The organism is Herpetosiphonaceae bacterium (assembly GCA_036374795.1).
Lineage (GTDB): Bacteria > Chloroflexota > Chloroflexia > Chloroflexales > Kallotenuaceae > LB3-1.
Genome location: DASUTC010000086.1, coordinates 1 through 24,829 on the forward strand (window position 1 = coordinate 1; position 24,829 = coordinate 24,829).

Below are 24,829 nucleotides of genomic sequence, written 5' to 3' on the forward strand. Positions count from 1 at the left end.
CAGACCACTAACGGAAGATCAGGATCGGGTCAGCCACGGACATGATTGGGCACCTTTGCCGACAATGGATCTGTGCAGTATTGATGAGAATCATTGAGCACTTGCGGGCGACACTTGACACATGTACAAAAATGGCTCGAAAGCCTACTCGATTTCTGGCTGCCGCGCCACTCCGGGTCAGCGCAACTGCTTGAAGATCTGCGAGATCCGCCGTCCGACCGACACCGGAAACTCCTTGAGGTCGTTGATCTGCACCCAGTTGCCCGGCCCATAGAGTTCGTCCATCTGCTGCGCCGGCGCGCGGGCACCCAAAAAGATCCCGAAGGTCACCACGCCATTCCGCCGTGCCTCCTTCAGGATCGCAACGGCCTCCTGATGGTCACCAAGCGATCCATCGCTGAGCGCCACGAAGAGCTTATTGCCTTCCTCCCGCGCCCGCAAGGCGTGCGTCGCCAGGCCAGCCGTTCCCGCCATGTGCGTCCCGCCCCGATCACCCGCGGCCAGCATGGCAGACCGCTCTGGGTCAAAGCGTGGATCACCCATCGACTTAAACTGCGCGTCGTCCGACCCAAAGCCGCGCACCTCGTGCGCGATCGCCAGGTCATCAAACGTGTCGCTCAGGATCATCGTCGCGTCGAAGAGCGACGCATTCTGGATCAGCGTCGCCATACTGCCCGACAGATCCACCGCCACGCTCGCGGCGAACGCCGTCGCCGGCAGCTCTTTGATCCGGGTTTTGACATCCTCCGCGCCTTTGACCGCCGCCACAAAGCGCCGCCGGTCGATCCGGCCTTCCTTTTGAAAGCGCAGGCGCTGCTCCGTCTGCTCGCGAATCGCCTTGAGCTGCCTGGCCAGATCCCGCGCAATCTCCCGATGCCTGGACCGGCGCCGCTCCAGCGAGTCGTTGAGCGGCGCATTGCCACTCTTCGGCGTGGCGACCGGCACCGTTTCGACGCGCCCATCCGGGGTTTTGTAGCGTTGGCGGGTTGCTGCGCGATCGTCCATCGGCCGGTGGAGATCGCGGCCCAGGGCCTCGGGCGTTGCCGCCGCGCGGACGCCTTCTTCGATTGCATGCGCCGCGGCGGCTTCGACCTCGGCGACCGCGTCGGCGATCTGGGCCTCGGTAAACGGCGAGTCCCAATCGCGGAGCTGCCCGCTGCCACCCTGGACGCTGGCCCGACCACCCCGCCCGGCCTGCCCGGTCGAGCCGGACACCGTTCCCCCGTCATCGGAGAAGAACCCGTCGTCGCCGTCGCCGCCGCCGACATACGGATCGCCATCGGCCCACGGGTCCCCATCATCGTCGTCGTCGTCGTCCCCAGCACCACCACGACCGCGGCCGGTGCCCGTCGCATCCTCCTCAGCACGCGAACCGGCGCCACCGCCAGCCGGGTCCTCGGGCGCGCCGGGTTGGGCGGGCGCCGCAGCGCCGTCATCCGTGCCACCCGGTCCCCGACCGGTACCGGGTTCGTCGTCCTCAGCGGTCCGACCCTGGCCACCCCCGGCCCCATCGTCCTCGGCCGCTGCGGGACGCCGCTCGGTTGGCGCGTCATCATCCGCGCTTGCCCCACCTCGGCCCGTTCCGGTTTCATCGTCCTCTGCCTTCCGACCGCCGCCGCCACTGCCGCTGGCCTCGTCCTCGGCCGCCGCCGGACGTCGTCCCGTCGGCGCGTCGTCCTCAGCCGCTCCCGATCCACGCCGGCGACCACCGGTGGCGTCGTCCGCATCCTGGCTACCCTGCCCGCGCCCACCACCGGTTTGGCCAGACGGTTCGCTGCCTGGTTGGCCGCCCTGCTGCCCACCTTGCTGCCCGCCGGATGGTCCCCCAGACGAAGCGCCGGATTGACCACCGGATTGTCCGCCCGCCTGGCCGCCTTGCTGTCCACCGGCTTGTCCACCGGATTGCCCGCCCGACTGACCACCTGACTGCCCACCTTGCTGCCCGCCCTGTTGGTTGCCCTGCTGCTGGCCACCTTTGGGCTGGCCCCCTTCATAGGTCACGCCGCCGCTGAAGGTCGCCTGGCCGCCCCCCTGCTGTCCATCCAGGGCATCGGCGTTTTTGATCGTGACGTGCCCCGTAAACTCGACGTCGACCTCCGGACCACCACCACCCCCGCCGCCCATCTCCCTGGCGTCGATCACCTGATCGCCGTCGATCGTGATCTTGGGCCGGCGGGCCTTCGTCCCTGGGGGCGGTGGCGGTGGCGGCGTCATGCCGCGTCGTTTGGCCTCGTCATGATCGACGATCCCCTCCTCTTCCAGGCGCCGGGCAATGATCACCGCGGCGGCGAACGCATCGTCGGTCGAGCCACGCACCGCCTGCTGCACGAGGGGGCGCAGCTCCTCGAACAGCCGCCGCGCCCGGGGCGATAGCCGCTCCTCGACGACCTCGGGTCGCACCCGGTAGTAGGGCAGCGCCTCATACAAGAGCGCGCCGGTCAGATCGCCGTAATCGTCGCGCTGCTCCCCTGGCTCCCAGTGCCAGCGGTCTTCCAGCCGGCAGCTCGCCGCCAGGATCTCGCCCGCGCCGGGATAGGTCCGCGCCACCTCGCGCTCCATGCGGCCGTCTTCCACGATGTTATAGATCTGCGGCAGAAACCGCCGCCCCGCGTCGAGGGTGAGCGTGCCGCCCGTGGACGTTGCAAAGTCGACCGGCGTCTCGCTCGTGTGCGCTTCGAGCACCGCCGCCCACAGCTCCGGCGGCGTGAACTGCTCATGCCCGATTTCGTGGTACAGCCCCGCGCGGGTGACGATCAGGTTATCCCGTGGATCGGCGTTGGGGCCGAGCGGCGTCGGGTCGGCCATGATCTTGCCGCGCATATCGGTGGCAAAGCCGCTCGTGAGGTACCGTTGCTCCCCGGTCGCCGGGTTGACGTGGAGCGCGCCCGGCCGTAAGTAGACCCGGCGCGGCTGACCGACCAGGCCGCTACACAGCCGGCTGTACAGATCTTCCAGGTGCTTGTTATCGACCGGGCTGACGTCGTCGTCGAGGTGCCGGGCGGCCTCGGCGATCGTCTTGGGTTTCGGATTGCCGTCCCGGTCCAGGCCCTGGCGGTTGTAGCCATCCCGATCGTACCCCTGCCGATCATAGCCGAAGACATCGTAGCCTTCCCGCGTGTAGCCCTGCCGGTCCTGCCCCGCCCGGTTATAGCCCTGCCGGTCATAGCCGTCGGCATCGAACCCCTCCTGATTGTACCCGCCCCACTGGTAGGTCGGATCGTAGTCGGGCTTGCCCGGCACGACCACCAGCGCATTCTGCGACAGCACCAGCCCCGAGACGTAGGTGCGGACCCCGGCTGCTTGCGCCGGGAACGACGGGCAGCGGTGATCCGTGCCGTTGGTGAACTGCCCGCAGTGCGGACACTTCAGCAGCACGCCGTTCCGGCACGCCTTGGCGTCGAAGCGCGCCCGCGCCATCGCCCAGCGTTGCTCCGGCTGCGGATGCTGGATCTGCTGCTCCTGGGTTTTCGCCCGCTCATCCGTCTGCTGCACGGTGTAGGGATGGCCGGTCACGTTGCCCTGCGCGCGGCGGTAGTCGGCGTAGGTCATGTCCGCGTGGGGCGTGACCGGCGGGCCTGCTTGGGTGCGCCGCTGCGGCTGCCCCGGGTCTTGCCCATAGCGATCGTTCCCCCGGATCACCACCCCGCGTTTCTTCCAGCGATCCCAGAAGAACGACCCCGGGCTGTAGGCGCCGCCCTCGCCAGTGTGGGGCACCCGGTACGCCGGATCGGCCGGGTCGGAACATTCCTGCGTCGCCGGGTCATAGATCCAGCCCCAGGGGTTGCGCTGCACGCCCTGGGCGTCGGGCGCGGTCAGGCCGGTCTTGCGGTGATAGCCCCAGCGATCGAAGCCGGCTTTGTCCCAGCCCGATTTGTTGTAGGTGGCTTCGACCAGATGGCCCTTCCGGTCGGTCGTCATCCGCGGCTGGCCGTTCCGATCCAGACCGTTTTTGTCGTAGCCGGTCCAGCTGAAGCCCTGCGCGTCAAAGCCCTCGGGGTCGTAGCCCGCGCGATTCCGCGGCACGCCGTCCGGTCCCGGCTTGAATCCGGCCCGATCGTAGCCGTCGCGGTCGAGGCCGTCCGCGTTCAGGCCCTGCTTGGTGAACCCGTTGCGATCGTAGCCCGCGCTGTTGTATCCGCTGCGATCGAAGCCGTAGCGGTCCCGCCCCTGGGCGTCATAGCCATCCGGCCCACAGCCCCAGGCATCCAGGCCGTCGCCATAAATCCCATGGGCATCAGGCTGCCACTGCGGGTGGAACTGGCCCTGCCGGTCCTTCCCCGCGCGGTCGTAGCCGTTGCGATCGTAGCCCTGCGCGTCATAGCCCTCCTGGTCGTAGCCGTCCCGGTCGCGCAGCACGTGCGCCACATCCAGCCGATACCCCTCTTTGGTCCACCCGTGGGCATCCTTGCCGTCGCGGGTGTACCCGGCGGTGTTCAAGTCATTCCGGTCATAGCCATTGGCGTCATAGCCGTGGCGGTTATAGCCCGCTTGAAAGCCGCTCGCCTCATAGCCCTCGCGGTCGCGGCCCTTGCGATCAAAGCCCTCGCGATCAAAGCCCTCGCGATTGTAGCCCTCGGCGTCGTAGCCGTTGCGGTCGTATTTCGGCTTGGGCCGCGGACACACATGCGCCAGCGTCAGGCTTTGGAAGCGCTGGCAGTGGGGACAGCGCGTCAGGCCCCCCGCTTCGCAGACGGCAGTGGCAAACCGGACGGCGACCTTGTGGTACGTCGAATAGCCACGAAAGCCGATGGCGGCACCCAGGATCTCCTGCGGCAACGTGCTGTCGTTGGACCAAGTTGCTGCAAGCGCCGTGAGGTGCTCAAAATCCCGATTGCCGTGCGGTCCCTGGCGAAAGGTGTACGCATCCGCCGCAAGTTCGATTAGTTCCGGGCAGGCCGCGAGCGCGGCTCGCGCGGCGTCGCGGGCGGCCTCCGGCACCACCGGCGCGGTCGCTGCCGGGGTGGATGGCGGCGCGGCGGCCATCGCCAGAACCGGCTGGACCGGCTGGGCCGGACCACTGCTTAACCACCCGCGCTGTTTGAGGAGATCGTACACGGCGGCGTAGCCCGGCTGCGACTCCCGTCGAGGCAGCCCATCCGCTGCATGCGTCGGCGGCTTGTAGCCCGCCTGCTGCATTGCCACAAACAGCGCGCGCGTTTTGGCCTCCGCCGTCAGTGCCGCGTGCTGATCCGCTGGCTGCCTGCGCCGGGCCTGATACAGTTGCTCCAGGTCGGCCACCCCCACGCCCGCGCCCGCGCCCACTCCGGCGACGACGTGCTGAAAGTATTTGGTACGATTTCCGTCGCAGGACATTGCTCCATTGACCTTTCGCTTCACTGACTGCCTACCCGACCGCGGCAGGGCCTCGCCGGTCCACCGCCGTGCGCCCCCTACCCACACCGGCGGCGTCATGGTACGATACCGCCATGCTGGATACCGAGCTTGAAACCCTGGCCCGGCGGGCCTTTCCCGACGCCACCCAGATCGTCATCCTGGCCGCCAGCGATCCGGGCTGGACCCTGTTTCAGGACGCCGACGCTGCCTTGGAGGCCGCCGGGATCGCCGCGACGAGTTGGAATCCCACCACCGGGGTCCTCTATCTCCGCCGCCTCCCGACTGCCCGCGGACCTGGCCCGACGCCACCATCCGCTCCCGGCGCCACCTGATGGATGCGTGGCGCACCGGAGCCGCAGCCGTCGGCGCGTCCCTACCGGGCTAATCCTGCGCCGGTGCCGACCGGCTGAGGGCCTCGCCGTCGTCGCCGAAGTGGCGGGCGAAGGTTTCCTGCACCAGACGCCACTGTTCTTCAAACGTGTCATCTTGATCGCAAAGTATTTTTAGAATCTCCAACGCCGAGAGCCAGCCTTGGGTCTTGCCAAGCGCCATGAACCTATTCAGCCGACGGGGACCCGGCGCGGTCGGCGTATCGCTGTTCAGGCCCAGCTTCCGCCCACCCCCAAAGCCACTGGCTAATTGGGTTAACTCGGAAAAGAAGCGAACCGCCGCCGCTTTTTCCGCCGCGCTTGGGATGAGCGCCTGGCCACTCGGAATCCCGTAGGTGGTGGCCAGGATCTGCTGCCGCCGCCGTTCGTTGTCCGCCGCCGTGGTGCTCCCGCCGGTGTCTGGCGTGCCGAACTGCGCGAAGAACGCGTCGATCCGCCCCTCCTGTTCTTTCGCGCTCGGCGCGCCCAGGTGCAGCGGAATAATCCGCTCCAGCGGCGCCTGCGCCGGACGGTCGGGATCGCCCTCGTTGCCCGGGTTCCAGGTCAGCACAAACACCGTCGAGGGATGGACCGGCACCTTGATCAGGTCGCCCGTCTCCGGACTGTTGACGTGGATCTCGCCGTCTTCCAGCATCGCCTGGAGCGCCGTCGCCAGCTTGGGATTGCGCACGATCTCGTTGACGCAGATCACCGAGCCCATTGCCGCGGCCAGGCCGATCTTGCCGAGCGCGACTTTCGACACCGTCGCGCCAGATTGCGGGTCGGTCGTCAGGATCGTCGTGCCGATCATCTCGTCCATCGACGATTCCGGGGTGATGTTCACCTCGGCGTAGTTCATGCCCTGGGTGATGGTCCCCGCGCTGTCGCGGGTTTTGATCGACGCCGCGAGCTGGCGCGCGGTCGTATTCTTGCCGGTGCCGGGCGGGCCGTAGATGCCAAACGCCCGCGACCAGGTGTTCTGGGCTTTGCCGCCGCCGAGCTGGAGCATCGCCGACATGGTGCGCAGAATCTTCTCGGTTTGCTCGTTGATCGCGAAGTTCGGATCGACGTCCGGTACCCATTCGGTCAGCGGCCGGTCGAGATCGCCGCCGACGGCGCGCGGCACGTTGGTCAAGAAGGGATCGGGCGCGTCGAGGACCACCAGGTCCACAATATGTTCCTGCGCTGTTTTCGGACGGGTGATGTCGATCGGCTTCCCCGCCGTGCGCACGCGCGGCCCGGTGCGGTCCTCTGACTGTGCCGCCGGGCGCGCCGTGGTTGGATCGTCCGCCTGCGCCACGCGCCGCCGCCGTCCCCCATCCTCGCCGACGGGCAGGCCCGGCCCATTCGCCGCGACGGCCTGCATCGCCGCCGCCAGCTCACGCAGCGCCGCGCCCACCTCCGAGAGATCTGCCGAGGTGGTCGCCTGCGTTGCTGCCGCCGGGGCGATGGTCCGCAGATTGGTCGCCAGGGCTGCGGCAAAGGCGTCGGCATCCAGGGGCACCGTGACGTCGATCTTCGGCTCGACCGTGACGGTGATCGGCGGCGTTTCCGCCGGCGTCTGGGTCGGGTCCAGCTTTGCCGCAACCGTGACGTTCGGAGATCCGAGCGTGACGTTGGGGGCGGCAACATCGAGCTGGGGCGCAGCACCATGCACATCCACCTGGGGTTGGACGACCAGGGGCTGGGCGGGATCGGCGCTGGGTGGTTGTGGCGCCGTGGCACCCAACGCGGGTGCCGGTGCTGCCACATCGGCTGCCGGCGCGACCACCTCGCCGACCGGTTCGGTCCCTGCTCCATCTGCCAGAATCGGCGCATACGGGTCGGTAGGGGTGTCGTAGTAGCCCGTAGCAGGGTTGACACCACCCGTTGCCGGATCGAAGGAAGCCGCCGGATCTGGGGCAGCAGCACCCGAGGCTGTCGCCGACGGCTGGTTCGCGCCTGTCGATGGACAGGCATGCGCGTCACCCATAAATTGCCCGCACGCGGGACACTGCTGGGTGCCGACCTGGCCACCAAAGTGAATCGTCCCGCCACCCGCCAGGGGGCCATTCTTGAGCGCGATATAGGCCCCATCCGCAGCCGCAAGCGGCTCGCCCGTGCCCTGCTGCGCGCGAATCAGGTCGTTGGCGAGCGCCACATCCGAGGCCGTTTGCGGATGGAGCGCCAGGTACGCGATCACGGCGGCGACCTGCGCGGCAGAGGCGTTGGTCGAGCCCTGGGTGTCGCCGACGGTATTCGTCGCAGGATCGTACACGCTGAGCAGCTGCCCGCGGCCTTTGGTGTACACCTCCACCGTCCCATCGCTCGTTTCGACGACCTCGCCGTCGAGGAGTACGCCCACGGCCGCATACGTCGTGCGGCCCACGCCAACACTTGGGTTCTGCGGGTTCGGATTGCGCTTGGTGGCCCCGGGCACGGGCTCCACACCACTCTGCCGGGCACTGCCCCATGCCTGGGGCGTGGTGACCCGTTGACCGACCGTGTAGGTTGTGCCCTGGACCGTAATGGGCGTCCCCAGCGCGTCCGTTTTGCGATACTCGGTGCCGACGAAGTGACCCAGGTCATATGCCTGCCCGCCCGTCACGCTCGTGGTGGCTGCCGCCGCCACCGAATGCGCCGCAAACCTGGGCAGCGTGGTCGCCGTGCCGGGAACGGTTCCCATCGGGATCTGCCGCCCGTACGCCTGCGCGGCCTGCCCGATCGCCGTCGGCGCGACCGCCACGCGCTGCAAGCCGGTGGCATCGAAGACCGGCACGACGCGCCCGCCGGGGGCTGCGGCCAGCGTGAAGCCGCGCTCGCTCCGAAACCAATCGGGCAGAAAGCCGCCGCCGAGCGCCTGGGGCAGCCCATCCAGCGACACGGCAACCTGTTCACCGCTCACGCCGTGCGCCATCTGGATCGGGCCTTGCCTGGCCTGCTCGATCAGCTTCGCCAGGACGCCATCGGGATAGGCGGTCGCTGGGACACGGAGTCGCCGCCGCAGCGTGCGAGTCAACGCCTCAGGCGTGGCGGTCTGGGGACACAGGTGCCCGCCCTGAGCCTTCACAAACTGCCCACAGCTGGTGCAGTGCAGGCGTCCGATCGCGTTCAGGCCGCGCGCGTCGATCGTCCGCTGCTCCTGTCTCGCCACCAGGACCTGGCGCGCGAGCGGCGGCAGCGTCTGCCCACGTTTGAGCGCTTCCAGGGTGTGAAAGACGACATGATAGCCGCGCTGCGCATCCGCGCGCGGCAGGCCGGACTGGGAGTGCGTGGGCGGCTTCAGTTCAGCGGCCCGCATCTGGGCAAAGAGCGCGCGGGTGCTGATCTCCGCCAGCTTGGGCAGCTGTGCATCCGTCACCGGCTGACTGCGTGCCGTCGCGAAGATCTGTTCCAGCGCCGCCTGCGCTTCGTCCGCTCCGCCAAATGCGGCCGCAGCGGCACTCCCTGGTGCGCAGACGTGGGCAAAGAATTTATTCCGATTTCCGTCGCAGGACATGGAGCACTGACCTTTCGCTTCACTGGCACCGTCGGCTCATACGGATGACCGACCATGGGATGATCCGGTGGGTATGCGAGGATCAGGAGGTCCACGCCTGCCGTCAAGCGAGAGGTGTACACCTGTGCAACTGACGGCACCCCTCCGTCAGCATAGCAAGCCTGGGCGGAGCGGATTACTCGTTATCTGCCAACTTTCCCTGTCGGTGGGCTATGCCGGAACCAGGACCGTTGGTGGCGATGATCGATACAGTGAGCGAAGCGATGGGTGGGAGGGACCAGCGGGCGGCACGATGGGGTCTGCGCACTGAGGCAGGGGGGAGATCGGGTCCAGCCCATCGTTGCCATTGTTGGCAACAAAGACGGTCACCCTATGCAGCGCGATCCGATCGCTCACGTTCGATCCCATGGCGCCGGGACGCATAGCTGTGATCAGCATGGGCGGATGCCGGCGAAGGTCGATCACGAGCCGCCGTGCCGGGTCCAGGCGGGAAGGATACTGAGCCAGATTCAGGCATGCGCTATGGCTCAGGTGCCTGCCCGCCCGTGTCAGCACCGCCCGGCCCCGCCTCCGCTCCAAACATTGCTGCCGCCAGCGCGTCCGCTACCGAGTCGGGATCGCAGGTTTGCAGATTACACAGCACCGCGATACAGACCTGCGCATCGGGATAGCGCGCCAGCAGCACGCGGAAGCCATCGATCCGCCCGCCGTGATAGACCACGCGCCGCCCGAAGCGCACGCCGATCTGCCAGCCGTAGCCGTAGCTCGAGCCGTCGCCGACCGGCACATGCGGCGTAAACATGGCCGCGAGCGACGGCTGTGTCACCAGCACACGATCCCAGCGCAGCAGATCCTCGACCGTGGAATACAGCCCACCCGCTGCGTACGGGTCTTCGAGATCCAGGAACGAGGCGTTGACCAGCGTACCATGCTCGATCGCGTAGCTCGCGGCGCGCAGGGGCAGCACCGCCTTGCGATCGACGTAGCCGCTGCTCGTCATCCCCGCCGGAGTCAACACATGGCGCTGCACAAACACCGCATAGGGCAGCCCCGACACCTGCTCGATCACGTAGCCGAGCAGCATATAGCCCCAGTTGCTGTACACAAAGGTCGTGCCGGGCGTAGCGGCGAGCGGCCTTGCGCCAAAGAGTTGCTGCAAGGCGGCGGGCGTGATCGGTCCCGGCTGCGCCGGATCGATGCAGTGCGGCCAGAACGGGAGATCGGGAATGCCCGATGTATGCGTGAGGAGCTGGTGGATCGTCACGTCTTGCCACGCAGGTATGCCGGTCGGCACCAGGCTGTTGAGCGCGGCGTGAACCTGGAGCCTGCCCTGCTCCTGTACGATCAGGATCGCCAGGGCCGTGAACGGCTTGGTGATCGACGCGATCGGGAACTTTGTCTGCGGCGTGTTGGGCGTCGACTGCTCGATGTTGCCCAGGCCATAGCCGCGACAGATGAGCGGGCTGCCGCCCCGCGCGACCAGCACCGCCCCGCTGAACTCGCCGCGCTCGGCACGCCTCGCGAGCGACGCCTCCACCGCCGCGAGCATCGCCGGTGGTCCGTCGGATTGCGCAGCCGTGTGTTGGTCCGATCCGGTCACTCCTGCGACCTCCTGCGGTATCGCGCGACGAGCACCAGTATAGCCCATCGCCTTGCAGATCTGGCGGGGTTGGGTAAGATACACCTGCGATCGGGAGCGTCATCGCCCGACCGCTAGATTAAGTGTATGAGCACCACACACCAGCCCTTCAGCCACATGCTGGGCGACGCCATACGCCGCGCCCACGCCAGCGTTGTGCAACTTCATGCGCTGACCGATATTCCGCTTGAGACGATCAAGAACTGGCTCGACGGGCGCGCGCTGCGTCCTCGGCGCTGGCAGGATGTGATCAAGCTCGCGGCGGCGCTGCACCTGACGGTGCGCGAGACCAACGAGCTGCTGCACGCCGCGCGGCACCCGCCGTTTCATACGCTGCCACTGAACGAACTTGCGGACAGCTACCCGGATCTGCTGGCCCGCTGGTACGCCGGCCGGCATATCCAGGGCCTGGGCGGAGTGGGATCGCGCGTCGATGGCGGCGTGCTGTCCGCCGCGCAGGCCCTGCTGGCGACAGTGCCCACGCAGGCCCTGCCGCCGATCGCGCCGCTCCCGCCGGGGTCGCGCATGTTCCTGACCCCGAACCCATGCTTTGTTGGCCGGGCCGAGGCGCTGCTCGCCGTGGCCCGCGCGCTCGTCCGCCAGCCAGCCAGTGGGATGGGAGCCGTAGCTGCGGCGACCGGCTTAGGCGGCATCGGCAAGACCCAGCTCGCGACCGAGTTCGTCCACCGCTACGGGCAGTTCTTTGCGGGCGGCGTCTTCTGGCTCAGCTTCGCCGATCCGTCCGCAGTTGCCGGCGAGGTCGCGGCCTGCGCCGGGAGCGCCCATCTCGACCTGCACCCGAACGTTGCTCAGCTCGCGCCCGACGATCAGGTCGCGCTCGTGCGCGCCGCCTGGCAGAGTCCGCTGCCCCGGCTGCTGATCTTCGACACCTGCGAAGATGAGCATCTGCTCGCGCGCTGGCGACCGGCCTGTGGCGGCTGCCGCATCCTGATCACCAGCCGCCGCGCACTGTGGGACAGCACCATGCAGGTTCATATACTGCCGCTCGATGTGCTGCCGCGCGCCGACAGCATCGCCCTGCTGCGGCAGCACCGCCCGGACCTCTCCCCCAGCCTGGACGTTCTCGACGAGATCGCCGCCGAGCTGGGCGATCTTCCGCTGGCGCTCCATCTTGCCGGGGCGTATCTGGCGCGCTATCGATCCGACCTGACGCCGACCGAGTACGTCGCCCAGCTCCGCCAGCCGACGCTCTTGCGGCACCCGTCGCTCCGGGGCCAGCGCGTCTCGCCGACCGGCCATGTCCAGCATGTCGCGCGGACCTTCGCCCTGAGCTATGAGCGCCTCGATCCTACGGATGCCGACGATCAGGTAGCGCGGCGGCTGCTGGCCGGTGCGGCCTGCTTCGCGCCCGGCGAGGCGATCCCGCGCCCGCTGCTGCGCTCTACCCTCCAACACACTGCCGAGGCGATCTCACCACTGGATGCCGCCGCCGCCCTTGACCGCCTGATCGATCTGGGCCTGCTCGAAGCGGTGGGCCGCGACGCCCTGCGGATGCATCGCCTGCTCCGTCTGTTCATCCGGCAGCAGCAGACCGATCCGCAGGCCCAGGCCGCCGTCGAGGAGGCGCTCCTGGCGTTCGCCGCGCCCGTGAACGCCGCCAGCGAGCTTGCGCCGCTCGTCGGCATCCAGCGCCACCTGCGCTCGGTCGTCGATGCCGCGATCGAGCGGCGGGACGCGCGGGCCGCCGATCTGTGCGAGGCGCTGGGCCATCACCTCTGGCTCAGGAGCGATGCCGAGGCCGCGCGCCACTACCTGGAGCAGACCCTCGCGATCCGCGAGGACGGCAAGCTGCGCTCGGTCGAGCAGCTCGCCGATAGCTGTAATCTGCTCGGCCTGATCCACCACATGCGCGGCGACTTTCCGCGGGCGCGGCACTTCATGCAGCGGGCGCTCGCGCTCTGGGAGGCGCATCTGCCGCCCGACCATCCGCATATCGCCGTGGCGCACGAAAATCTTGGCGTCTTGCTGAGCCTGCTGGCCGAGGACGATGCGGCCCACGCCCATCTGCGCCATGCCTTCCGGCTGCACCGGCGGCGCTGGGGCTATCGAGCACCGCAGACCGCCCGTGCGCTCGCCAATCTGGGATCGTTCTTTTTGGAGCAGGGCCGCTACCGCCGCGCCCGGCTCTACCTGACGCGCGCGCTCGCCATCCGCGAGCAGGTCTTACCGCCGAGCCATATGTCCACCGCGCAGACCCTGAGCAGCCTCGGCGATCTGCGGTATGCGCAGGGCCACTACGCCGAGGCGTCATCTTACTACGAGCGCGCGCTGGCGATGCGGCTGGCCGTGTTCGGCCCGCAGCACCCGGATGTCGCCGAGAGCTGGGCCAGCCAGGGCCGCGTGGCGCTGGCGCTGGGCGACATCGACCGGGCACGCGATCTGCTGGAGGCGGCGCTCGATCTCCAGGTCGCGACGCTCGGCCCCGATCATGTCGAGGTCGCGGCCCGCCTCGACGGCCTGGGCCTGGCGTATCTGGCGCAGGGCGATGCCGCCACCGCCCGATCGTATGTCGAGCGCGGGCTTCAGGTGCGCGCGCACCGCTACGGGCCGCAGCATCCGTTCACCGCGCGCTCGCTGCGCAGCCTGAGCCGCTGCGCGCTGGCTGAGCGTCACAGCGCTGAGGCGCAGGCGTTGATCGAGCGGGCAATCGCCATCCAGCGGCACACGCTCGACGCGGCGCATCCCGATCTGGCGAGCAGCCTGCTGCTGCTGGGCGAGATGCTCCACGATCAGGGACTCCCGGAGCAGGCGCTGGCGGTCACCCGGCAGGCCGCTGCCATCGCTGAGCGTCGGCTGGGCCTGCGCCATCCCCTCACGCAGCAGGTGCAATCCCACCTGAGTATCCTCCAACCTGCCGGCTCCCACTGACCCGAAATCGGGTCATTCGCCCCCCGGTCTGTTGGGTATCCTCGTGTCTATGTTCAGGAGATTCGTATGAAGGCTGTGCCTGCTTCCACCACCATCCTGAGCCGGGGACGAACGCGCATGGCGATCGCGCGCGCCGCGTCCCATCCGATCCTGCGGAGTCTGCTCAAGACCGCTATCATCCTGTGGGTCGTCGTCACCCTCACCTTTCTGGTGATTCGGGCGCTCCCCGGCAACCCGGTCGATATTTTCGTCCAACAGTTGATCACGAGCGGCCTCTCCGAGGAGCAGGCGCGCGCGCGGGCGGCGGGCCTGCTGCGGATCGATCTCGACCAGCCGCTCCGCGCGCAGTACCTCGACTTTCTCCGCAACCTCGCGCGCGGCGACCTCGGCGACTCGTACGTGCTGGCGCGGGGCACGTCCGTGCGCCAGATCGTGATGCAGCGGCTGCCCTGGACCCTGTTCAGCGTGGGCACGTCGCTGCTGGTCAGCTTCGCGCTGGGCAGCTTCCTGGGCATGCTCGCCGCCTACCGGCGCGGCTCGTGGCTGGATCACGCGCTGACCACGCTGAGCGCGATCCTCGACGCGGTGCCGCCGATTCTGATCGCCGTGCTCTGCGTGCTGCTCATCGGCGTGCATTGGAAGCTGCTGCCGCTCGATCAGCTGCGCGGCTCGCGCTCGCCGGGGATCAGGCCCGGCTTCACGCTGGCGTTCTTCGTCGATCTCATCAGGCATGTGCTGGCTCCCGGCGCGGTCTATGTGCTGTCGACGCTGGGAAGCTGGATTCTTGCCATGCGCAGCAGCACGCTCGGCACGCTCGGCGAGGAGTACGTGACCGTCGCGCGGGCGCGCGGCCTCTCCGATCTACGAATCATGACCGCCTACGTCGGGCGCAACGCGAGCCTGCCGCTCGTCACCGGCCTGGCGATCTCGCTGGGCTTTGCCGTCGGCGGCGCGATCGTGATCGAGCAGGTCTTCGTCTACCAGGGCGTGGGCCTGCTGCTCAGCCAGGCCATCGCCCGGCGCGACTATCCGGTGATCCAGGGCGTTCTGCTGGTGACGACGATCACCGTGCTGCTCGCCACGGGCCTGGCCGATCTGCTCTATAGCTGGCTCGATCCGCGCGTGGGCACGCCTGGGAGGGACCAATGAGCCGCCTGCGGCTGCTGGCGCGCAGCCCCTCCGGCCTGCTCGGCGCGACATTGCTGGCGGCGCTCGTGCTGCTGGCCTTCGTCGGGCCGCTGGTGGTGCCGCCCGAAGCCCGCGCGCACGTCGAGCGGATCTACCAGGGGCCGTCGCCGCAGCACGTGCTCGGCACCGACTTCCAGGGCCGCGACAATCTGGTGCTGCTAATCCACGGCGGTCGCGACGTGATCCTGCTGGCGTTCACTGCCGGGCTGCTGACCACGCTGCTCGCCTGCACGATCGGCGCGATCGGCGGCTTCGTGGGCGGCGCGGTTGACCGTCTGCTGATGACGATCACCGACATCTGGCTGACGCTGCCGCGCTTTCTGCTGCTGGTCGTGCTCGCCAGCCTGGTGCGGCTCGACGATGTGTGGTCGCTGGCGCTGCTGCTGGCGCTCTTCGGCTGGCCCGGCCTGGCGCGGCAGGTGCGGGCGCAGGTGCTCTCGCTCACGCGGCGCGCGTACGTCGAGGCCGCGCGGCAGCTCGATCTCGGCACGCCGCACATCATCTTCCGCGAGATCCTGCCAAACATGCTGCCCTTTATCTCGATCGCGCTGATCGGGACGATGACCCAGGCGATCTACGCGCAGACCGGCCTGGTCTTTCTCGGCATCGTGCCCTTCGGCAACACCTGGGGCGTGCTCTTCAGCCTGGCCTACGCCAAAAACGCGATCTACCTGCCGCGCGCCGCGTGGAGCCTGCTCTGCCCGATGGCCGCGATCATCCTGTTTCAGCTTGCGCTGGTGTTGCTGGCGCGCGCGCTGGAGGCGGTCTTCAACCCGCGCCTGGGGACAGGAGGCGCGTCATGATCGATCCCGTGCTTGCGGTGCAGCAGCTCGCGGTGGCCTACCGCGCGCCACGGGGCAGCGTGCGGGCGCTGCGGGAGGTCTCGCTCGATCTGCCGCGCGGCGAGGCGCTGGCGCTGATCGGCGAGAGCGGCTCCGGCAAGACGACGCTGGGACTGGCGCTCTTGGGGCTGCTGCCGCCGAGCGCCGCCGTGACGCAGGGCCGGATCGTCTACCGGGGCGGCGCTCAGGCGGTCGATGTGCTACGCATGGAGCCGCGCCAGATGCGCCGCTTCCGCTGGAACGAGTGCGCGATGGTCGTTCAGGGCGCGCAAAACGCCTTCAATCCGGTGCTGCGCATCGCCGATCACTTCCGCGATACCGCGCGGGCGCACGGCGCGCTCCGGGGCCGCGCCCTGACCGCGCGGGCGCTGCATCTGCTGAATCTCGTCCGGCTTGAGCCGGAGCGCGTCTGGCACGCCTATCCCCACGAGCTGTCGGGCGGCATGCGCCAGCGGGTGCTGATCGCACTGAGCCTGCTGCTCGATCCGCAGGTCTTGATCCTCGACGAGCCGACGACCGCGCTCGACATTCTGACGCAGCGCACGATCGTCGATGTGCTGACCACGCTGCGCCGCGCGCTGAACGTCGCGCTGATCGTCATCTCCCACGATCTGGCACTGGCCGCCGCGCTCGCCGACCGGGTGGCGACGATGTACGCCGGAACGATCGTCGAGGCCGCCGACACGCGCACGATCTTCCAGGCAGCGGCGCACCCCTACACGATCGGGCTGCTCGGCGCGCTGCCGACCTTGGCGGGACCGCCCGCCGATCTCACGGCCATTCCGGGCGCGCCGCCGGATCTGATCGATCTGCCGCGCGGCTGTGCCTTCCACCCGCGCTGCCCGCTGGCCGACGCGCGGTGCCGCGCCGAGGAGCCGCCGCTCGTCTCCGTGGAGCCGGAGCATCAGGTCGCCTGCTGGCACTGGCAGGCCGCCCGCGCGCGCCGACGCGCGCTGTTTGGAAAGGAGCGGCAGCATGTCGATCCCGCTGATCGCGCTTGATCGCGTCAGCCGCTCGTTCGCCGTCAAGCGCCGGACGATCACCGCTGTGGACGATCTCTCGCTGGCGATCGACGCGGGCGAGATCCTCTGTCTGGTCGGCGAGTCCGGCTGCGGCAAGACCACGACGGGCAAGCTGATCGCCGGGCTGCTCGCGCCGAGCGCCGGGACGATCCGCTTCCGAGGCAGTGACATTGCCCGCCTCTCAGGCGCGCAGCGCCGCGCGTACCGGCTGGGCGTGCAGCTGATCCACCAGGACCCCTACGCCGCGCTCAATCCCGCGCACACGATCTCCGAGACGCTCGCCGCGCCGCTGCGCCATCATCGGCTGACGCGGGGCAGCGCCCAGACGCGGCAGCGCGTGCGCGAGCTGCTGGAGTCGGTCGATCTGACGCCCGCCGACGATCTGCTTGGCAAATACCCGCACCAGCTCAGCGGCGGGCAGCGCCAGCGCGTGGCGATCGCCCGCGCGCTGACGGTCAATCCGGCGCTGATCGTCGCCGACGAGGCCGTCTCGATGGTCGATGTCTCGATCCGTATCAGCCTGCTCAAAACGCTGACACGGCTCACCGAGCGCATGGGCCTGGCGGTGCTGTTCATCACCCACGATCTGGCGCTGGCGACGTATTTTGCATGGCAGGGACGCATCGGCGTGATGTACCTCGGCAGGCTGGTCGAGCTTGCGCCGACGCCGCTGCTGATCGAGCGTCCGCAGCATCCCTACACGCAGGCGCTGCTGGCGGCGGTTCCTCAGGTCGATCCCGATGCGGAGCGCCGCAGGCCGCAGGTCGCGCTGCGCAGCATGGACCTGCCCAGCCTGCTCGATCCGCCAACCGGCTGCCCGTTTCATCCGCGCTGCCCGCGCTTTGAGGGCGAGATCTGCATGCGTGCTGTGCCGGAGCTGGTGCCGTTTCGCGACGGATCGGCGGTCGCGTGCCATCCGGTCCAGCGCGAGAGCGCAAAAGCAAAAATCTTATGTCAAGGAGATAGCCATGTTAAGTCCTGAGCTGGGACGATCCGGCGTGCGGATCGCCACGCTGCTGACGCTGGCCTCGGCGGGGCTGCTGCTGGCTCAAACGCCCGGCAGCGCCGAGTTCGTGCTGATGGCAACCACGCTGGCGATCGGCGTCGTCTCTCTACTGCTGATCGTCGTGCTGATCAGATGGTCCAGCCGCTAAGCGCAGCCGAATCGTTTGTTCGCCCCTGCTGTAGAGCGATTGTGAGGACGTGTATGCGTAGAATCCTATCGTTGAGCCTGCTGCTGATCCTGACCGCCGCGCTGGTCGCCTGCGGCGGCGCGCCGCCGCCCTCGATTTCCCAGGCGCAATCGACAACCACTGCTGTCGCCAGCAGGCCTGCCGCAAAGCCCACGCCCGCGCCGCAGCCGACGACCACGATCCTGACGGTGAAGCTGCGTCCGGGGCTGCGGTGGAGCGACGGCTCGCCGCTGACCGCGCAGGATCTTGTCGGCACCTATGATCTCTCCTGGGCCACGCAGAACGGCACCTGGGATGTGCTCAACGAGGTCGTCGCCAGGGATGACACGACCGTCGAGTTCCAGCTGACGACGCCCTCGCTGAGCGCGCTGCGCCTGCTGCTGCGCTCGTACGTGCCCGCGCCGCGCTCGCAGTACGCCCGCTGGATGGATCAGGCGCGCACGCTCCGCCAGCAGCGCCGCGATCCTGAGCGCGACGAAGTCAAGCGGCTGGTCGACGACCTGTACGCCTTCAAGCCTGACGAGGCGGTGGTCTACGGCCCGTACCAGCTCGATACCACGTCGATCACCGAGGCGCAGCTCCAGCTGGTGAAAAATCCGAGCGGCCATCGCGCGGATCAGGTCGGCTTCGAGCGGCTGATCGTCTACTACGGCGAGACCGCCGCCTCGGTGCCGCTGATGCTCGCCGGCGAGCTGGACTACAGCACGCACGCCTACACGCCCTCGGATCTCGCGGCGTTCGCGCAGCTCCCGAACGTGCAGATTATTCGGGGGCCGACCGGCACCGGCCCCGGCCTGTGGTTCAACCAGGCGGTCGCGCCGCTGAGCCGCAAGGAGGTGCGCCAGGCGCTCGCCTACGTCATCGATCGGCAGGAGAACGCCAGGGTCGCGCTCGGCGACGCCGCTCAGCCGATCGTCAAGCTGGCGGGCTTTCCCGACGAGGCGGTCGATCAGTGGCTCTCCAAAGATGCTGCCGCTCAGCTCAACACCTATCCGAAGGACCTGCGAAAGGCCGAGGCGCTGCTGAGCGGGATCGGCTTCACGCGCGGCGCGGACGGCGCGTGGCTGGACGACCACGGCCAGCCGCTGGCCTTCGAGATCGCGGTTCCCGCCGATTTCGCCGACTGGCTGAGCGCCGCCGAGAACGCCGCGCAGCAGCTGACCGCATTCGGCTTGAAGACCACCGTGCGCGGCTACCAGTCGGCGGAGCGCGCCGACATCCAGAAGGCAGGCCGCTACCAGATCTTGATGGATCTCGGCACCTACTACATCCCGCCGTATCCATTCGCGTCGTACCGCTACATGCTCGACGCGCCGCGCAACAATCCTGAGGCGGCCAGCGGGCAGCGCGGCATGGGCTGGTCCTGGCGGCAGATCGGAGCCGACGGCCAGGAGGTGTATCTTCCCGATCTGCTGAAGGGCGCGGCGGCGGGGCTGGATCTGGACGCGCAGAAGCCGTACGTCGAGCAGCTCGCGCTGCTGGTCAACGCGCAGCTGCCGGTCCTGCCGCTCTTCCAGCGCTCCTCAACCGATCCGATCAACACGGCGGCGCGGGTGACGGGCTGGCTGCCGCTGGACCATCCGATCTACCGGAACAACCAGGGCTCCGACAACTACATCTCGATCCAGATTCTCGACGGAACGCTCACGCCGGTCGCCGGCGCGGACGGAACCTTCCGCACCAGCTTTCCGTATCCGCAGCCGCCGACCTACGATCTCAACTTCTTCTCGGAGAACAGCCTGCCGCAGAGTCTGGGCTACCCGGCATCCGATCTGCTGTATCCGCCGCTGTTCTGGTATATGTTCGCCGAGCAGCAGTACGCGCCGGAGATCGCCGCCAGCTACGAGCTACGGGACGCTCGTTAGCCTGCCCCGGGCGTGACGCGCGGAGTATGTGGCGCATCACGTCCGGCCCCAGTGAATACCTTATGCAACCTGATCTTTCCGCCCTCGAAACGATCATGCAGGAGGCTGTGCCGCAGATCTGTCCCGCCACGCAGCTTGTCGTGTACTGGCACGGCGCGACGCTCTACGAGCGCGCCTACGGCTGGCTCGATCCCACCACGCGCCGGCAGCCGACGCAGCCCGACACGCTCTTTGATCTGGCCTCGGTGACGAAGCTGTTTGTCGTCACGGCGTTTCTGCGGCTGGTCGAGGCGGGAGCGACGGCGCTGGATCAGCCGCTCGCCGGCGCGCTGCCGGCGTTTCGCGGCGCTCGTCCGATTCAGCCCTACGAAGATCCGCAGCAGTCGGGCGCGCTGATCAGCCTGGAGCCGGCTGCGCTAGAGGTCGATGTGGGGCGGATCACCTTCCGGCAGGTGCTGACGCATACGGCGGGACTCCCGGCCTGGCGTCCGCTCTTCCGCGCGCCGACGCCCGCCGCCGCGCGGCGGATGGCGCTCGCCACGGCATGTGCCTGTCGGCCCGGCACGCAGATCGTCTACAGCGACATCGGGCTGATCCTGCTGGGCCTGGCGATCGAGCGGCTGGCGGGCGACGCGCTCGACCGCGTGGTCGCGCGGCAGGTGACGCAGCCGCTCAACCTGCGCCATACATGCTACCGACCGATGCGCGCGATGGATCGGCCCACACCGGCGGTCGCGCCGACCGAGATCTGCCGCTGGCGCAGCCGGCGTATCCAGGGCGAGGTTCACGACGAGAACGCCGCCGGATTGGGCGGCGTCGCCGGGCATGCGGGGCTGTTCAGCACGGCAGCCGACGTGGCACGCTTTGGGCAGATGCTCCTTGACGGCGGCGCGCCCCTGCTCAGCGCCGCGACCGTCGCCGAGATGACGCGGCTGCAAGCCACAGACGGTCCTACCCACCGAGGGCTGGGCGTCGCGCTGTGGTCGCCGGACCCCGCCGCCAGCAGCCATCCGCTGAGCCGGCGCGCCTTTGGACACACCGGCTTTACCGGCACCTCGCTCTGGATCGACCCGCAGCGCAGCCTGGTGGTCGTGCTGCTGACGAACGAGGTCTATCACGGACGGATGGGGCGTGGCATTGGCGCGCTTCGCATGGCCGTGCATCGGGCGATCGTCCAGGCGATCGATCGCGCCGCCACGTTGTGAGCGATCGGGTCGAAACTGAGGATGCGATCGACGGTCGTCGCGCGCGTGGTCTGGGTGCCGCCGTCCCACCCATCCAGCCCTGGAGATTATATGTTGCGCCTCCTCCTGCACTGTCTGCTCATGCTGGCCGCCGCGCTGACGGTGAACGCGACCATGCATCTGCTCAACCTGCTGCTGATTCGGTCGGCCTGGCCGTACGACGTGTACGTCGGCGTGTATGCCGTCCTGGCAAGCCCTATTATCCCGCTGTACGGCCTGATCAGCGGCGCGCCGTCCTGGTACGCACCCGCACCACAGGGCGGCCTCGTCCTGCGGCTGATCGTCCTCAATGGCCTCGTCTGGGGCATGGTGGCGGCGATGAGCTGGGCGACGCTTCACCGCATCGCGACGCGCTGGAACCGGGACGTGTGGCGCGTGCGAGCTACCCTCACCTCGCCCCGTCTGGCACCCTTCGCGATCCTGATCCTCGCGCTCAGTCTCACGGTCCTTTCGCTCTGGCACATCGAGCCTGCCGCATGCGCTGTCCGGCGGTGTAGCGACGGCAGGCTGCAAGCGGGGTTTCCCCTGATCATGGTGCGAGATGACGTCGGCGGCTCGCCGATCAGCGGGTGGGGCAACCTCGGCACCGAGGATCTTGCGGATGCGCGTCCGGCGGCGCTACTCGGCAATGTCGTGATCTCTAGCGGCCTGATCGGCGTGCTCTGGATCGGGATCGTCCTCATCCGGCACGGGCGCGGGAAGACTACCCAGCCGCCGGGGCGCTCCCGCGCTTGAATCCGTCTATGCGTTTGGAAAGGTGGTTGAACATGCGCTTTGGGTATGCCAGGCCGTGGCACGTCGTCTTGATCGGCATCGCCGCCATCCTGATGACGCTGGGATCGATAGCCTACGTGCGCCCGGCCAATTGCCACACGCTCTGCTCTGAGCCTGAGCAAGCGCCCTGTCCCAGCGGCTCGTGCCGATTTGGCGAGCAGCGGGCCGGCTTCCCGTTTGCCGTGCTTCGCGATCATGAGGCTGGCTCGCCCACGGGCGGCTGGGGCAAGATCGGGCCTGAGGATTTCCCCAATCCCGCAGCATTTGTCGTGGATGTCCTCGTCTATAGCGCCATCCTCTGGCTCCTCGGCTGGATGGTGGCGCTGTGGCGCACGCGCGGGCATCCTGCGGCATGGCTCCCAGCGGTGGCACTGATCGCGACGCTCCTCGCCGGACTGCTCGGCATGTTCGTGCATGATCGGCCAACCGCCTGGAGTCCGCCAGCCACGGATGAGCCAGAAACCCTGATTCTCGGAACGTGGCAGGCCATAGATGCCGCCGGTCATACCATCCTGCTCCGCGTCTATGACGACGGGCGCGTGACGATCACCATGCCGCGCGGTTGGATGCTCTACGGGACGTATACCTGGACGGATGCTGCCACGATCCGGCTGGCCTTCACGTCGACCACGTCACCCAGCCAGGACGAGCCGGGATGGTGCGCCGATCTGCTGCCGGTGCTGCGTGGCGTCTGCCGCGCCACGATCGTCAATCCCGGCTCCTATCCGGCACCCAATCAGGGAGCATATCCGATACCTCCGCTCCCGCAAACCGTGTTCAGCACCATCGACGATGTGTGTACGGTGCGCGTGGACCGTGATGCGCTGACGTTGACCCATGCCTCCGGCACGGCCCAAACATTCCGTCGCGTGGTCGGCACCTGACGGAAAAGAACCCGCCGCACGCCATGCCGTTTTAACGACCGTGGTGCGGCGGGTTGTTCGCTGGCTTCAGCCAGGATGCCGCCGACGCTGGCTCCTCGCTCACTGAACGACTACGCTACAATCCTGGTGATGTGCTCGAAGGAGAACAACCATGCGCGCCTTAACGATTCATAGAAAAACTGGCACGGAGACCGCCTGCTTTAGCTGGCGGAGGAAGTGCCACCCTCTCAACATCTGCTTGCAGTGCAAGTACAAATGTACTATACTACCTCAATGAGTGATATTTTCTCCACACGTACCGTATGCTGTAAACTGCGTGTTGATAGCGCAGTTGATACGGCCTTGCGCGAAACGCAGGCGGCGTTCAATGCTGCTGCCAACTATTGCGCGTCCGTGGCGTGGGAGCAATGGATTACCAATAAAAACACGCTGCATCACGTCGTGTATGGCGCGACCCGCGCTCAGTTCGGGCTTGGCGCACAACTGGCGTGCTGTGCGCGCGGGTGCCCTTAGGGCGAAGCCGCCGAAGCGGTCCGCGCCAGCCGCCAGCACGCGAACGCAATGTGTCCAACCTTCCATCCTGATAGCTCGATCCGCTACGACGCGCGAACGTACCGCTTGATGGAGCGTGATCAAGTCTCGCTGAATACGTTGTATGGTCGGGTGGTCGCACAGCTTGATCTTGGCGACTTCCAACGCCGCTCCTTGTACGATGTGACGTGGGCGATCGGCGGCGCGGAATTGATCCGCAAACAGAACGTGTGGTATCTGTGCATCACGCAATCCAAGAAATTGCCGGAACCCGATGAGCCGTTGGGCGTGATTGGTTGCGACTTCGGGATCGTCAACCTGTGTACTACCAGCGACGGCGATACGTTCAGCGGTGAACACATTGATCGGGTACGTGATCGCTACCATTTGCGCCGCCAACGGCTGCAAGCGGTCGGAACGAAAAGCGCCAAACGTCGCTTGAAACGAAACAGCGGCAGGGAGCAACGCTTCCAAAAGAACACGAATCATGGGATCAGCAAACGCCTCGTACAAAAAGCCGCCGGTAAACGCAAGGCACTCGCGTTGGAGGATTTGACGCATATCCGCCAGCGGGCTACGGTTCAGCGTTCGCAGCGTAGGCGGCATAGTTCGTGGGCGTTTCACCAGTTGCGAATGTTTGTGCAGTACAAAGCGGTGCTGGCTGGCGTGCGCGTGATCGTCGTTGATCCGCGTAACACCAGCCGAACGTGTAGTGCCTGTGGCTACTGTGACAAACAGAACCGTCACTCTCAATCCTCGTTTGTGTGCGGTTCGTGCGGGTTCGCTGCATCCGCCGATTGGAACGCCGCTGTAAATATCGAACGGGCTGCTGTCAATCAGCCTATGGCGGCACGGGCATAGCCCGTAGCTGCAAGCTGCCTGCTTGAGCTGGCAGTTATTGACGTGCCAGACGATCTCGGATCGAAAGACAAGCGACAACTGGAAGCGCTCGCGCGCGCGGCGTTGATCGTCAAGCTGTCTGCGCAAGGCGAGATCAGCTCGGGCTATGCCGCCGACACGCTTGGGGTGTCGCGGCGGGCGTTTCTCGATCTGCTCGGCGACTACGGCGTCTCGATCTTCGATCCCGCGACGGATGTGGCGGCAGAGGCAGGCCATGCGTAGACCGCCGGTTGTCGCCGATACCAGCCCGCTGATCATGCTGATCGGGGTCGGCCACCTCGAACTGCTGCGGCACCTGTACGGACGGATCGTCATTGAGATTCGGGCGCGGAACATCGCACGGAATACGAGGTTAAGAGCTGCCGGAATTGATCCCGCCGGTGCAACCGATCCTTGATACCATGTTGGCCCAGGGGCGGCCGTTCAGCCCGCAGTTCCTGGCAGATGTGCTGCGTACCGCTGGCGAGGAATGATCGCCCGTATCTTTGCGCTCCGTACCAATCCGCCGACCAGCAGCAGGCGATCCCCGATCTGCGACGACCGTGCGCGCGTCACCCTGGTCGCCGAGATCTTCCCATCTGCTCCAGATCGTGCTCCACTGATTCTTGTGTGCAAAACGTAGGTCGGTCATGGTGGACCGCAGCTCAGCTAGGTCGTCAGGGGAAGTGCAAAGTCGGA

17 protein-coding genes are annotated in these 24,829 nt (G+C 67.6%); 14 read left to right on the forward strand and 3 right to left on the reverse strand.

What is annotated here, in order from left to right:
- Window positions 1-177: 177 nt before the first annotated feature.
- Window positions 178-5,313, reverse strand: coding sequence for a hypothetical protein (locus tag VFZ66_05900; GenBank protein HEX6288702.1), 5,136 nt, complete (start codon window positions 5,311-5,313; stop codon window positions 178-180).
- Window positions 5,314-5,426: 113 nt separating this feature from the next.
- On the opposite strand from VFZ66_05900, the gene VFZ66_05905 reads away from it, so the two are divergent.
- Window positions 5,427-5,666 carry a hypothetical protein gene (locus VFZ66_05905; protein HEX6288703.1) on the forward strand — a complete coding sequence of 80 codons (240 nt, stop codon included), beginning with the start codon at window positions 5,427-5,429 and terminating at the stop codon, window positions 5,664-5,666.
- Between the two features lie 49 nt (window positions 5,667-5,715).
- Here VFZ66_05905 and VFZ66_05910 read toward each other — a convergent pair whose 3' ends face one another.
- The gene (locus VFZ66_05910; protein HEX6288704.1) at window positions 5,716-9,042 is read right to left on the reverse strand and encodes an AAA family ATPase; all 3,327 of its coding nucleotides are present in this window, start codon (window positions 9,040-9,042) and stop codon (window positions 5,716-5,718) included.
- 658 nt (window positions 9,043-9,700) lie between these two features.
- The gene (locus VFZ66_05915) at window positions 9,701-10,780 is read right to left on the reverse strand and encodes a serine hydrolase domain-containing protein (GenBank protein ID HEX6288705.1); all 1,080 of its coding nucleotides are present in this window, start codon (window positions 10,778-10,780) and stop codon (window positions 9,701-9,703) included.
- Between the two features lie 126 nt (window positions 10,781-10,906).
- Between VFZ66_05915 and fxsT the strand changes: the two genes are divergently transcribed.
- The 13 genes from fxsT (at window position 10,907) to VFZ66_05980 (ending at window position 24,548) form a co-directional block, all read left to right on the forward strand.
- Window positions 10,907-13,708 carry an FxSxx-COOH system tetratricopeptide repeat protein gene (gene fxsT, locus VFZ66_05920; protein HEX6288706.1) on the forward strand — a complete coding sequence of 934 codons (2,802 nt, stop codon included), beginning with the start codon at window positions 10,907-10,909 and terminating at the stop codon, window positions 13,706-13,708.
- A gap of 66 nt (window positions 13,709-13,774) precedes the next feature.
- Window positions 13,775-14,857, forward strand: a complete 1,083-nt coding sequence (locus tag VFZ66_05925; GenBank protein HEX6288707.1) for an ABC transporter permease — start codon at window positions 13,775-13,777, stop codon at window positions 14,855-14,857.
- Window positions 14,854-15,699, forward strand: coding sequence for an ABC transporter permease (locus VFZ66_05930; GenBank protein ID HEX6288708.1), 846 nt, complete (start codon window positions 14,854-14,856; stop codon window positions 15,697-15,699). Before VFZ66_05925 ends, VFZ66_05930 begins: the two co-directional genes overlap by 4 nt.
- On the forward strand, window positions 15,696-16,739 hold the full coding sequence (locus tag VFZ66_05935; GenBank protein HEX6288709.1) for an ABC transporter ATP-binding protein: 1,044 nt from the start codon (window positions 15,696-15,698) through the stop codon (window positions 16,737-16,739). Before VFZ66_05930 ends, VFZ66_05935 begins: the two co-directional genes overlap by 4 nt.
- Window positions 16,714-17,742: an ABC transporter ATP-binding protein gene (locus VFZ66_05940; protein HEX6288710.1), complete on the forward strand. Its 1,029-nt coding sequence runs from the start codon at window positions 16,714-16,716 to the stop codon at window positions 17,740-17,742. The genes VFZ66_05935 and VFZ66_05940 overlap by 26 nt, the downstream gene beginning before the upstream one ends.
- Window positions 17,729-17,914, forward strand: coding sequence for a hypothetical protein (locus tag VFZ66_05945; protein HEX6288711.1), 186 nt, complete (start codon window positions 17,729-17,731; stop codon window positions 17,912-17,914). The genes VFZ66_05940 and VFZ66_05945 overlap by 14 nt, the downstream gene beginning before the upstream one ends.
- A gap of 53 nt (window positions 17,915-17,967) precedes the next feature.
- Entirely contained in the window at window positions 17,968-19,818 is a 1,851-nt protein-coding gene (locus VFZ66_05950; GenBank protein ID HEX6288712.1) for an ABC transporter substrate-binding protein, read from the forward strand.
- A gap of 62 nt (window positions 19,819-19,880) precedes the next feature.
- A complete protein-coding gene (locus VFZ66_05955) occupies window positions 19,881-21,023 on the forward strand; it encodes a serine hydrolase (protein ID HEX6288713.1) in 1,143 nt (380 codons plus the stop codon).
- A 90-nt stretch (window positions 21,024-21,113) separates the two neighbouring features.
- Window positions 21,114-21,797 carry a hypothetical protein gene (locus VFZ66_05960; protein HEX6288714.1) on the forward strand — a complete coding sequence of 228 codons (684 nt, stop codon included), beginning with the start codon at window positions 21,114-21,116 and terminating at the stop codon, window positions 21,795-21,797.
- Window positions 21,798-21,829: 32 nt separating this feature from the next.
- Window positions 21,830-22,720: a hypothetical protein gene (locus VFZ66_05965; protein ID HEX6288715.1), complete on the forward strand. Its 891-nt coding sequence runs from the start codon at window positions 21,830-21,832 to the stop codon at window positions 22,718-22,720.
- 621 nt (window positions 22,721-23,341) lie between these two features.
- Window positions 23,342-24,112: a transposase gene (locus tag VFZ66_05970; GenBank protein HEX6288716.1), complete on the forward strand. Its 771-nt coding sequence runs from the start codon at window positions 23,342-23,344 to the stop codon at window positions 24,110-24,112.
- Window positions 24,113-24,154: 42 nt separating this feature from the next.
- Complete coding sequence (locus VFZ66_05975; GenBank protein HEX6288717.1) at window positions 24,155-24,373, forward strand: UPF0175 family protein; 219 nt, start codon at window positions 24,155-24,157, stop codon at window positions 24,371-24,373.
- Window positions 24,366-24,548, forward strand: coding sequence for a hypothetical protein (locus tag VFZ66_05980; GenBank protein HEX6288718.1), 183 nt, complete (start codon window positions 24,366-24,368; stop codon window positions 24,546-24,548). The genes VFZ66_05975 and VFZ66_05980 overlap by 8 nt, the downstream gene beginning before the upstream one ends.
- Window positions 24,549-24,829: the final 281 nt, after the last annotated feature.

Bases quoted from the DNA above. Each gene is read 5' to 3' on its own strand.
- VFZ66_05900 (HEX6288702.1), bottom strand. From the start codon at position 5,313: ATGTCCTGCGACGGAAATCGTACCAAATACTTTCAGCACGTCGTCGCC.
- VFZ66_05905 (HEX6288703.1), top strand. From the start codon at position 5,427: ATGCTGGATACCGAGCTTGAAACCCTGGCCCGGCGGGCCTTTCCCGAC.
- fxsT (HEX6288706.1), top strand. From the start codon at position 10,907: ATGAGCACCACACACCAGCCCTTCAGCCACATGCTGGGCGACGCCATA.
- VFZ66_05925 (HEX6288707.1), top strand. From the start codon at position 13,775: ATGAAGGCTGTGCCTGCTTCCACCACCATCCTGAGCCGGGGACGAACG.
- VFZ66_05930 (HEX6288708.1), top strand. From the start codon at position 14,854: ATGAGCCGCCTGCGGCTGCTGGCGCGCAGCCCCTCCGGCCTGCTCGGC.
- VFZ66_05935 (HEX6288709.1), top strand. From the start codon at position 15,696: ATGATCGATCCCGTGCTTGCGGTGCAGCAGCTCGCGGTGGCCTACCGC.
- VFZ66_05940 (HEX6288710.1), top strand. From the start codon at position 16,714: ATGTCGATCCCGCTGATCGCGCTTGATCGCGTCAGCCGCTCGTTCGCC.
- VFZ66_05945 (HEX6288711.1), top strand. From the start codon at position 17,729: ATGTTAAGTCCTGAGCTGGGACGATCCGGCGTGCGGATCGCCACGCTG.
- VFZ66_05950 (HEX6288712.1), top strand. From the start codon at position 17,968: ATGCGTAGAATCCTATCGTTGAGCCTGCTGCTGATCCTGACCGCCGCG.
- VFZ66_05955 (HEX6288713.1), top strand. From the start codon at position 19,881: ATGCAACCTGATCTTTCCGCCCTCGAAACGATCATGCAGGAGGCTGTG.
- VFZ66_05960 (HEX6288714.1), top strand. From the start codon at position 21,114: ATGTTGCGCCTCCTCCTGCACTGTCTGCTCATGCTGGCCGCCGCGCTG.
- VFZ66_05965 (HEX6288715.1), top strand. From the start codon at position 21,830: ATGCGCTTTGGGTATGCCAGGCCGTGGCACGTCGTCTTGATCGGCATC.
- VFZ66_05970 (HEX6288716.1), top strand. From the start codon at position 23,342: ATGGAGCGTGATCAAGTCTCGCTGAATACGTTGTATGGTCGGGTGGTC.
- VFZ66_05980 (HEX6288718.1), top strand. From the start codon at position 24,366: ATGCGTAGACCGCCGGTTGTCGCCGATACCAGCCCGCTGATCATGCTG.